The 1,102-nt window shown below is 73.7% G+C and carries 1 protein-coding gene; it reads right to left on the bottom strand.

Going from position 1 to position 1,102, the window contains the following annotated elements:
• Nucleotides 1–30: 30 nt before the first annotated feature.
• A partial coding sequence (locus AC5Y43_RS24940) for a hypothetical protein (protein ID WP_499977292.1) occupies nt 31–1,102 on the bottom strand: 1,072 nt, incomplete at its 5' end.

Below are 1,102 nucleotides of genomic sequence, written 5' to 3'. Positions count from 1 at the left end.
CGCCGCCACGGGCGGATGGCGCGATGCGCGTCAGCCGTGCCCGGCGGTGCGCACGAACACCGGCGGATCCTTGGTCAGGTCCACCGTGCCGACCGGTACCTGGCTGACCGTGTAGTCGGCGATGCCGGCGGCCCTGCCGTGATAGACGATGGTGCCGCCGGTGGTGACCGCCATCGTGTTGGGATCGAAGTTGAATGTCACCTTGCTGAAATCGCCGCCGCCGTCGACGACCACGGTGTTGTTGCCGCTGTCGAGCGTCGAGCAGTCGGGGGGCGGGGCCACCCCGCGGAAGCAGTGCCGCGTCCAGGTGTCCAGCGCCGTCCTGGTGGCCTGGCGGCCCGCGTCGTTGAGCGTCGCCACGGGCTGGACGGTGGGATGCTCGGCGGCGCCGGTCAGCGCGTCGAGCAACACCGGCTGCGACTGCGCGGTGATGTCGATGTAGGGATTGCTCGACGAAACCTCAAGTGCGCCAGGGAAAACCGTCGCCGGCGACGCCCCGTTGGTGGCCACGCCCCACAAGGCCACCGACTTGAGCGAGGCGTTCGTCGAGCCCTGGGCGCCGATGTCGACGGCGGCGGTGGTGTGGTCGAGCTTCCAGTCGTCGCCGCTGCGGTGCAGGCCCACCCGGGCCTGCGACAGCGTCGGGCCGAACTTGGCCGACAACATGACGTACTGGACGTTGGCCGGGTCCTCACCCGACGCCGCGGGCGCCGCGGTCACGGTGATCGCGGTGATGGGGGCGGCCGCGAGCTGGGCGCGCAGCACATCGTCGGTCAGGAATTGCGTCGCCGCCGGCGGGTCGGCGCTCAGCGCGAGCGCGGCCGTGGCGTCGCCGCGGGCCAGCGCCTCGAGGTAGCGCTGCCCGGCCAGCCGCGCAGCGTCCTGCTGCGCCGGGCCGGCTTGCGCCGAACGACCGGAGTCACCGCCGATTCGGGGAATCACCAACAGCGCCGCCACCGCCACCGCGACCACCGCGACCGCCGCCGACGACGCGGCCAGCGCGCGCCGCCGTCGTGGCCGCGGCTGCGGCGGTGTCATCAGAGCCGGAGGTGGCGCAGCGGGCGGGCGCGGCTGCGGCGGCGCGCCGCGCAGTTGGTGGGCG

The sequence above is a fragment of the Mycobacterium sp. NGS57 genome (assembly GCF_059812405.1).
Note: the sequence above shows the minus strand (reverse complement) of the source record. Positions and strands in the feature narration are given on the sequence as shown.